This is a genomic window from Photobacterium ganghwense (assembly GCF_017329545.1).
Taxonomy (GTDB): Bacteria; Pseudomonadota; Gammaproteobacteria; order Enterobacterales; family Vibrionaceae; genus Photobacterium; species Photobacterium ganghwense.
The window spans coordinates 3507547-3515384 of sequence record NZ_CP071325.1 but is presented as its reverse complement, the minus strand read 5'-3'; the positions used below and the strand labels follow the sequence as shown (position 1 = coordinate 3515384).

Below are 7838 nucleotides of genomic sequence, written 5' to 3'. Positions count from 1 at the left end.
GCTCGACTCCACACTGAATAACTGAAAACACGAAAGGGATGCAATTTTATACCTGCTGGCTCAGGATCTCCAGCAAAGAGATCGCAGATCCAGTGAATAAGATCGGAGTTATTCACATAGATCGCACAGCAAATGGCAAGATCACCACAATTTTACCCCTCCTTACCCACAATTTCATGAACACGATCTGGATCCATGTCCTAACCTTAGGTTATTTGAAATAACTCTTAGTTATTTAAAAAAGCCGGATATAAGCAGATAGGATTATCAATAATCTGCCCTCTACCACTATCCCTGAGGAGTAAACAGGATGAAAAGCTGGGTTAAAACAACGTTTACGGCGGTTGCACTGACACTTGCGGCCAGCCAGACTGCCATGGCTGCCACTGACGTTAAAGTAGGCATGTCAGGCCGTTACTTTCCGTTCACCTTTGTAAAGCAGGATCAGCTGCAGGGATTTGAGGTGGATGTCTGGAACGAAATCGGCAAGCGTAACGATTACAAGGTTGAGTTTGTCACCGCTAACTTCTCCGGTTTGTTTGGTCTGCTGGAAACCGGTCGTATCGACACCATTTCCAACCAGATCACCATTACCGATGAGCGTAAAGCCAAGTACCTGTTTGCCGACCCTTATGTGATTGATGGTGCCCAGCTGGTGGTACGCAAGGGCAACGACAGCATCAAGAGCACTGACGACCTGGCCGGTAAGACCGTTGGCGTTAACCTGGGCTCAAACTACGAGCAGTTGCTGCGCAAACTGGATAAAGACGGTAAGATCAACATCAAGACCTACGACACCGGCATTGAGCACGATGTCGCCCTGGGTCGTACTGATGCATTTGTCATGGATCGTCTGTCTTCCGTTGAGCTGATCAAAAAAGCCAACCTGCCGCTGCAACTGGCCGGTCAGCCATTCGAGAAGATTGAGAACGCGTGGCCGTTCCTGAAAGGCGAAAAAGGTGAGAAGCTGCGTGATGAAGTTAACCAGGCACTGGCCGCCATGCGTGAAGACGGCACCCTGAAAAACATCTCCATTAAATGGTTTGATGCGGACATCACGGAATAACATTCCACCTCTACACGGCATTTCTTCATATACTTAAAGGCTCACCTCGGTGGGCCTTTGTCGCTTCAACTCTAACCACAAGAAGATAGACCACCCATGGGTTTCGATTTTAACTACATGCTGTCGCTGATGCCGATCCTGTTTAAGTATCTCGGCACCACGATGGGAATGGCACTCTGGGGCCTGCTGTTTGCCCTGATCCTCGCCCTGACGCTGGCGTTGCTGCGCATTTATCGGGTGCCGCTGCTGAATCAGCTCAGTCAGCTGTACATCAGTTTTTTCCGTGGCACCCCCCTGCTGGTACAACTGTTCCTGCTGTATTACGGCCTGCCTCAGGTCTTCCCGGTATTCGTTGGGATTGATGCCTTTACCGCCGCGGTGATTGGCCTGAGCCTGCACTTTGCCGCTTACATGGCCGAAAGTATCCGCGCCGCCATTATCGGTATCGACCGCAGCCAGCGGGAAGCCAGCCTGGCGATCGGCATGACCGAGCTACAGGCCATGCGCCGGATTATTCTGCCGCAGGCGACCCGTGTCGCGCTGCCATCGCTGATGAACTATTTCATCGATATGATTAAGTCGACTTCTCTGGCGTTCACGCTTGGGGTTGCCGAAATCATGGCCAAGGCTCAGATGGAAGCCTCCTCCAGCTTCAAGTTCTTTGAAGCCTTCCTGGCCGTTGCCCTGATTTACTGGGGGGTCGTCCTGATCCTGACCCGCATCCAGGACTGGGCAGAAGTGAAACTTAACAGAGCGTACACACGATGATTAGCATTCAGAACCTTGCCAAACGCTTCGGCGACAGCACGATTTTCTCCGGGCTCAACCTGACCATAGAGAAAGGGGAAATTGTGGTGGTGATCGGTCCGTCCGGTACCGGTAAATCGACCCTGCTGCGCTGCATCAACTTTCTGGAAACCGCCGACGAGGGCCGAGTGACCATTGACAGTCTCTCCGTCGCCGCGCAGCAGGCCAACAAGGCCGATGTACTGGCCCTGCGCCGCAAAACCGGCTTCGTGTTCCAGAACTACGCCCTGTTCGCCCACCTGACAGCACGCCAGAATATTGCCGAAGGACTGATCACGGTCAAAGGCTGGCACAAAGCCGAAGCTCACCAGCGCGCCCAGCAGATTCTGGATGACATAGGTCTGGGCGACAAAGGTGACCATTACCCGGCAGCCTTGTCCGGCGGTCAGCAACAGCGGGTCGGGATCGGCCGCGCGATGGCGCTAGAAGCAGAGTTGCTGCTGTTTGATGAGCCGACGTCCGCCCTGGATCCGGAATGGGTCGGGGAAGTCCTGAACCTGATGCAAAAACTGGCGACCCGGCACCAGACCATGCTGGTGGTTACCCATGAGATGCAGTTTGCCCGGGAAGTGGCTGATCGGGTGATCTTTATGGCGGACGGCGAGTTTGTCGAACAGGGCACGCCAACGCAGATCTTCACCAATCCGCAAGATCCACGCCTGAAAAAGTTCCTGAGTCAGGTTGGGATCCGCGAAGGATCCTTGCACTCATCGCCACAAGAAGTATAATTCAGCGCCCGCAGTTCTCTGCGGGAGTAATCATTGACTATTGAACGTTCAGTGATTACAATTCCGCCTCTTTGTTTGGAGGTCCGGCTGTCCACAGTCGACAACCACAATAAACTTAAAAACTGATCAGTTAATTTAAGGTAATAACCCATGAAACGCACTTTTCAACCTACAGTTCTAAAGCGCAAGCGTACTCACGGTTTCCGTGCTCGCATGGCTACTAAGAACGGTCGCGCTGTAATCAACGCGCGTCGCGCTAAAGGCCGTAAGCGTCTGTCTAAGTAATCGCTCTGATTATTTTGAGTAAGTACGCTTTCTCTCGGGAGTTACGTCTGTTAACTCCCGAACAATATAAAAAAGTCTTCCAGCAAGCCCATCGAGCTGGCTCTCCTCACTTAACTATTCTTGCCCGTCCCAATAACCTTGACCATCCGCGTCTAGGCCTGGCCGTTCCAAAGAAACAGATCAAAACTGCTGTTGGCAGAAACAAGTTTAAACGCGCTGTGCGTGAAAGCTTCCGCCTCAAGCAAGCCGATCTGCCGGCTAAAGATTTTGTGGTCATTGCCAAGAAAAGTGCCAGTGAGCTGAGCAACGAAGAACTTTTTAAGTTGCTAGATAAATTATGGCATCGCCTGTCTCGCCCTTCGCGTGGCTAGTCATTCGACTAGTCCGCTTTTACCAACTGGCAATCAGTCCTCTGATCGGGCCTCGTTGCCGCTTTACCCCTACTTGTTCCCAATATGCCATTGAATCTCTAAAAGCGCATGGAGCGATAAAAGGTTGTTGGTTCGCGGCGAAACGTCTATTAAGATGTCATCCTTTAACTCACGGGGGTTATGACCCCGTTCCGCCAACCAAGCATAACGACAGAGATAATTAACGATGGATTCCCAACGCAATATTCTGTTAATTGCCCTACTGTTCGTCTCGTTCCTGCTGTATCAGCAGTGGAACATGGACAACAACCCACAGCCGGAAAGCCAGGGTGTAGTGCAAAACGTGACTCAAAACGGTGATGTTCCGTCACACTCCGGTGATGGTCAACCACTGACTGACGACAGCACGTCAAATAACCTTATTACTATCAACACAGATGTACTGGCGCTGACTGTCGATACGCTTGGTGGCGATATTATTGAAGCCAAACTGCTGGCTTACGACAATGAACTGGGTTCTGAAGACCCGTTTGTTCTGCTGAAGTCCGAACAAGGCCATACCTACACTGCTCAATCAGGCCTGATTGGTGCTAACGGCATCGATACAGCCGCTGGCCGTGCTCAGCTGCAAGCGAGCGCTGACAGCTTCACTCTGGCTGACGGCCAGGACGAACTGCGTGTACCGCTGACGTTTGAAAAAGACGGCATCCAGTACGCGAAAGTCTTCGTTCTGAAGCGTGGCAGCTATGCGGTCGATGTGGCTTACACCATCAACAACCAATCAGACACTGCGGCAAGCGTTCAGATGTATGCTCAGCTGAAGCAGAACCTGATGGATGATGGCGGCAGCCTGACCATGCCGACTTACCGTGGCGGCGCGTTCTCGGCAGATAACGAAAAATACAAAAAATACAGCTTCGACGATATGCAGGACAAGAACCTGAACCTGACTATCGCCGAACAAGGCTGGGTGGCGATGATGCAGCACTACTTTGTGTCTGCCTGGATCCCACGCAGCGGCGAAGCCACCAACCTGTACACCCGTACCAGCAACGGCATGGGCTACATCGGTGTGCGTCTGCCACAGACAACGGTTGCACCGGGTAGTGAGCAGACCATGACCACGACCCTGTGGGTCGGTCCAAAACTGCAAGACCAGATGGAAGCCACCGCGGCCAACCTGAACCTGACCGTCGACTACGGCTGGCTGTGGTTCATCGCCAGTCCGCTGCACAGCCTGCTGTCATTCATCCAGAGCCTAGTGTCTAACTGGGGTGTGGCGATCATGCTGCTGACCTTCATCGTACGTGGTGCGATGTACCCGCTGACGAAGGCACAGTACACCTCCATGGCTAAAATGCGCATGCTGCAACCAAAACTGCAAGCGATGCGTGAGCGTTTCGGCGACGACCGTCAGCGCATGAGCCAGGAAATGATGGAACTGTACAAGAAAGAGAAAGTAAACCCGCTGGGCGGCTGTTTACCTATCCTTCTGCAGATGCCAATCTTCATCGCCCTGTACTGGGCCCTGATGGAGTCGGTTGAGCTGCGCCACGCGCCGTTCTTTGGCTGGATCCACGACTTGTCGGCACAGGACCCTTACTACGTCCTGCCAGTGCTGATGGGTGTGACTATGTTCATGATCCAGAAGATGAGCCCAACCACAGTGACTGACCCGATGCAGCAGAAGATCATGACCTTCATGCCGGTGATGTTCACCTTCTTCTTCCTGTGGTTCCCATCCGGTCTGGTTCTGTACTGGCTGGTATCGAACGTCGTGACACTGATCCAGCAGACGCTGATTTACCGCTCGCTGGAGAAGAAAGGCCTGCACAGTAAGTGATGCAGCCCTGAACTCTGAAGGCGGCCTCCGGGCCGCCTTTTTTATTTGCTTCCGAGCCGCTCAGTTGCCAGCGCTGGGCAATCGCGGCTAGTCTGTTTACAATTGCAGCGACTTTTACAAGCTAAGCCAACATTATGATTGAACACACAGATACCATTGTTGCCCAAGCGACCCCGCCGGGACGCGGCGGGGTGGGCATCATCCGCGTCTCAGGCCCGAAAGCCAGAGAAGTCGCCCTGGCTGTCGCCGGCCGTGAGCTTACGCCACGTTATGCCGAGTACCTGCCGTTTAAAGATCCGGAAGGCAATGCGCTGGACCAGGGTATCGCCTTGTTCTTCAAAGGCCCGAACTCTTTCACCGGCGAAGACGTGCTGGAACTGCAGGGCCACGGTGGCCCGGTGCTGATGGACATGCTAATCCGCCGTATTCTGCAGATTGACGGCATCCGTCCGGCCCGCCCGGGGGAATTCTCCGAACGTGCCTTCATGAACGACAAGCTCGATCTGGCTCAGGCCGAGGCGATTGCCGACCTGATTGATGCCAGCTCAGAAGAAGCAGCGAAAAGCGCGTTCCAGTCCCTGCAGGGCGCCTTCTCAACCCGCGTTAACGAGCTGGTGGAAGCGCTGATTTACCTGCGGATGTACGTGGAAGCCGCGATTGATTTCCCGGAAGAAGAAATCGACTTTCTGTCGGACGGCAAAGTCGCCGGCGATCTGCAGGGCATCATTGACCGCCTCAATGCCGTGCGCCGCGAGGCCAACCAGGGGGCCATCATGCGTGAAGGGATGAAGGTGGTAATCGCCGGTCGCCCGAACGCCGGTAAATCGAGCCTGATGAACGCCCTGTCCGGCAAAGACTCGGCCATTGTGACCGACATTGCCGGCACCACCCGGGACGTCCTGCGCGAGCACATCCATATTGATGGCATGCCGCTGCACATTATCGATACCGCCGGCCTGCGTGAAGCGTCCGACGAAGTCGAGCGCATCGGTATTGAACGGGCCTGGGAAGAAATCCGCCAGGCCGACCGCGTCCTGTTCATGGTCGACAGCACCACCACCGATGCCACCGATCCGGTTGATATCTGGCCGGACTTTGTTGAGCGTCTGCCGGAAGGCCTCGGCATGACAGTGATCCGCAACAAGGTCGAGCTGACCGGAGAAACTGCCGGGATTTGCCATGTGAACAACCCTACCCTAATCCGCCTGTCAGCCCGTACCGGCGAAGGGGTCGAGAGCCTGCGTGAGCACCTCAAAGAGTGCATGGGTTTCAGTGGCACGACCGAAGGTGGCTTTATGGCCCGCCGTCGCCACCTGGATGCCCTGGAGCGCGCTGCCGAGCACTTAGACATCGGTCAGACCCAGCTGGAAGGCTTTATGGCCGGAGAGATCCTGGCAGAAGAGCTGCGCCTGGCCCAGCAACACCTGAGCGAGATCACCGGAGAGTTCACCTCGGACGATCTGCTGGGCCGGATCTTCACTTCTTTCTGTATCGGTAAATAAGCTGTACAAGTGAGAGTGAGGGAGTCTGACCGCCCTCTCGCTCTGTACCATAAACGATTCAGCCTCCGGTCTGCACCGGGGGCTTTTTTCGCACCGTGCTCAGTATTACCGCTCCGTGCTACCGGACGCCCACTCCCGGGTCACCTGCCCGTCCCAGCAGACCATCCTTCCACGGTTATTCACCTCTCCTGTCGCCGCCCTTGCCGTCTCAGTACCCGGCTCTGCTTCATTTCCCCTATCCCCTGTCATGTCGACAACCAGCTTGCCCCAGGGCTCCCCCTCAAACTGCGGCTATCGTTGACAAACAGCAGATCCCAACCTCTCGATCCCTACCCCCAGTCCAGTACGATCTGCCTGAATGATCCATGGCACAGCCTGTGTATAATCCGGGATAGATCCTGACAAAGCCCTACAGATTGGCGCTTTTCTCTTTGGATAAACTCAGTACAATGCCTGTGCATACTTCTATTGTCTGTTCACAGAGAGAGCCCATGAGCCACATAACCCTTATTACCGGCAGTACCCTCGGCGGGGCCGAATACGTTGCCGACCACCTGGCCGATTTGCTGGAGCAGGACGGCCACCAGACCGAGATCGTCAATCAAGCCGATCTGGCCACACTGAGTACCGACCAAATTTGGCTGGTGATCTGCTCGACCCACGGTGCAGGTGACTATCCAGACAACTTTGTCCATTTTGCCGAACAACTGGCCAGCGACCAGCCAGATTTAAGTGCACTTCGCTATGGCATTATCGGTTTAGGCGACAGCAGCTACGACACTTTCTGTGCCGCCGCCAAAAACATTGATCAACAGCTGGCCACATTAGGTGCCAGTCGCCTTGGTGAGCGTCTGGAAATCGATGTTTCTCAGGATCCGGTACCGGAAGATCCGGCTGAGGAATGGCTGACAACGTGGAAAACCCACCTTAACGCTTAAAAAACACTCAATATTTACCCACGATTTATCGGATCTTGAAACTTTTTTCTGTGGATAACTATAGATCTAAACGGTGATCAAACGATAGTTATCCATTTAATAACTTCTGAGGCTCCCAGCCCCTGTTAATAACTTCCCATTTTGATCCCAGCTAATCCTTGTAGAGATCCATGCCACTCCACAACTAATGATCCTCCCTAACATCATGATCATTAGGATCATTTATCGGTTATCCACACGATCGGGTGATCTATATAATAGATCCAACAGAAGATCTCTTTAAAAAGATCTTATATAT

At 53.7% G+C, this 7838-nt stretch carries 9 protein-coding genes; all 9 read left to right on the top strand.

What is annotated here, in order from left to right; all coding sequences use genetic code 11:
- Positions 1 to 310 precede the first annotated feature (310 nt).
- The 9 genes from FH974_RS15960 (at position 311) to mioC (ending at position 7540) form a co-directional block, all read left to right on the top strand.
- Entirely contained in the window at positions 311 to 1066 is a 756-nt protein-coding gene (locus FH974_RS15960; protein ID WP_047887508.1) for an amino acid ABC transporter substrate-binding protein, read from the top strand.
- Positions 1067 to 1162: 96 nt separating this feature from the next.
- Complete coding sequence (locus FH974_RS15955) at positions 1163 to 1834, top strand: amino acid ABC transporter permease (protein ID WP_047887507.1); 672 nt, start codon at positions 1163 to 1165, stop codon at positions 1832 to 1834.
- Complete coding sequence (locus FH974_RS15950) at positions 1831 to 2601, top strand: amino acid ABC transporter ATP-binding protein (RefSeq protein WP_047887506.1); 771 nt, start codon at positions 1831 to 1833, stop codon at positions 2599 to 2601. Before FH974_RS15955 ends, FH974_RS15950 begins: the two co-directional genes overlap by 4 nt.
- 150 nt (positions 2602 to 2751) lie before the next feature.
- A complete protein-coding gene (gene rpmH / locus FH974_RS15945) occupies positions 2752 to 2886 on the top strand; it encodes a 50S ribosomal protein L34 (protein ID WP_082210903.1) in 135 nt (44 codons plus the stop codon).
- A 14-nt stretch (positions 2887 to 2900) separates the two neighbouring features.
- Positions 2901 to 3257 (top strand): ribonuclease P protein component, encoded by a 357-nt coding sequence (gene rnpA, locus FH974_RS15940; RefSeq protein WP_047887505.1) that lies wholly within the window; start codon positions 2901 to 2903, stop codon positions 3255 to 3257.
- Positions 3224 to 3481 (top strand): membrane protein insertion efficiency factor YidD, encoded by a 258-nt coding sequence (gene yidD / locus FH974_RS15935; RefSeq protein ID WP_084712690.1) that lies wholly within the window; start codon positions 3224 to 3226, stop codon positions 3479 to 3481. Before rnpA ends, yidD begins: the two co-directional genes overlap by 34 nt.
- A gap of 2 nt (positions 3482 to 3483) precedes the next feature.
- Complete coding sequence (yidC, locus tag FH974_RS15930) at positions 3484 to 5100, top strand: membrane protein insertase YidC (protein ID WP_047887504.1); 1617 nt, start codon at positions 3484 to 3486, stop codon at positions 5098 to 5100.
- 134 nt (positions 5101 to 5234) lie between these two features.
- Positions 5235 to 6602, top strand: coding sequence for a tRNA uridine-5-carboxymethylaminomethyl(34) synthesis GTPase MnmE (gene mnmE, locus FH974_RS15925; RefSeq protein ID WP_047887503.1), 1368 nt, complete (start codon positions 5235 to 5237; stop codon positions 6600 to 6602).
- Positions 6603 to 7093: 491 nt separating this feature from the next.
- A complete protein-coding gene (gene mioC, locus FH974_RS15920; RefSeq protein ID WP_047887502.1) occupies positions 7094 to 7540 on the top strand; it encodes an FMN-binding protein MioC in 447 nt (148 codons plus the stop codon).
- Positions 7541 to 7838 lie beyond the last annotated feature (298 nt).

What these genes read in the sequence shown, in the direction of transcription:
- FH974_RS15960 (WP_047887508.1), top strand. Translation starts at nt 311, where the DNA reads ATGAAAAGCTGGGTTAAAACAACGTTTACGGCGGTTGCACTGACACTT.
- FH974_RS15955 (WP_047887507.1), top strand. Translation starts at nt 1,163, where the DNA reads ATGGGTTTCGATTTTAACTACATGCTGTCGCTGATGCCGATCCTGTTT.
- FH974_RS15950 (WP_047887506.1), top strand. Translation starts at nt 1,831, where the DNA reads ATGATTAGCATTCAGAACCTTGCCAAACGCTTCGGCGACAGCACGATT.
- rpmH (WP_082210903.1), top strand. Translation starts at nt 2,752, where the DNA reads ATGAAACGCACTTTTCAACCTACAGTTCTAAAGCGCAAGCGTACTCAC.
- yidD (WP_084712690.1), top strand. Translation starts at nt 3,224, where the DNA reads ATGGCATCGCCTGTCTCGCCCTTCGCGTGGCTAGTCATTCGACTAGTC.
- yidC (WP_047887504.1), top strand. Translation starts at nt 3,484, where the DNA reads ATGGATTCCCAACGCAATATTCTGTTAATTGCCCTACTGTTCGTCTCG.
- mnmE (WP_047887503.1), top strand. Translation starts at nt 5,235, where the DNA reads ATGATTGAACACACAGATACCATTGTTGCCCAAGCGACCCCGCCGGGA.
- mioC (WP_047887502.1), top strand. Translation starts at nt 7,094, where the DNA reads ATGAGCCACATAACCCTTATTACCGGCAGTACCCTCGGCGGGGCCGAA.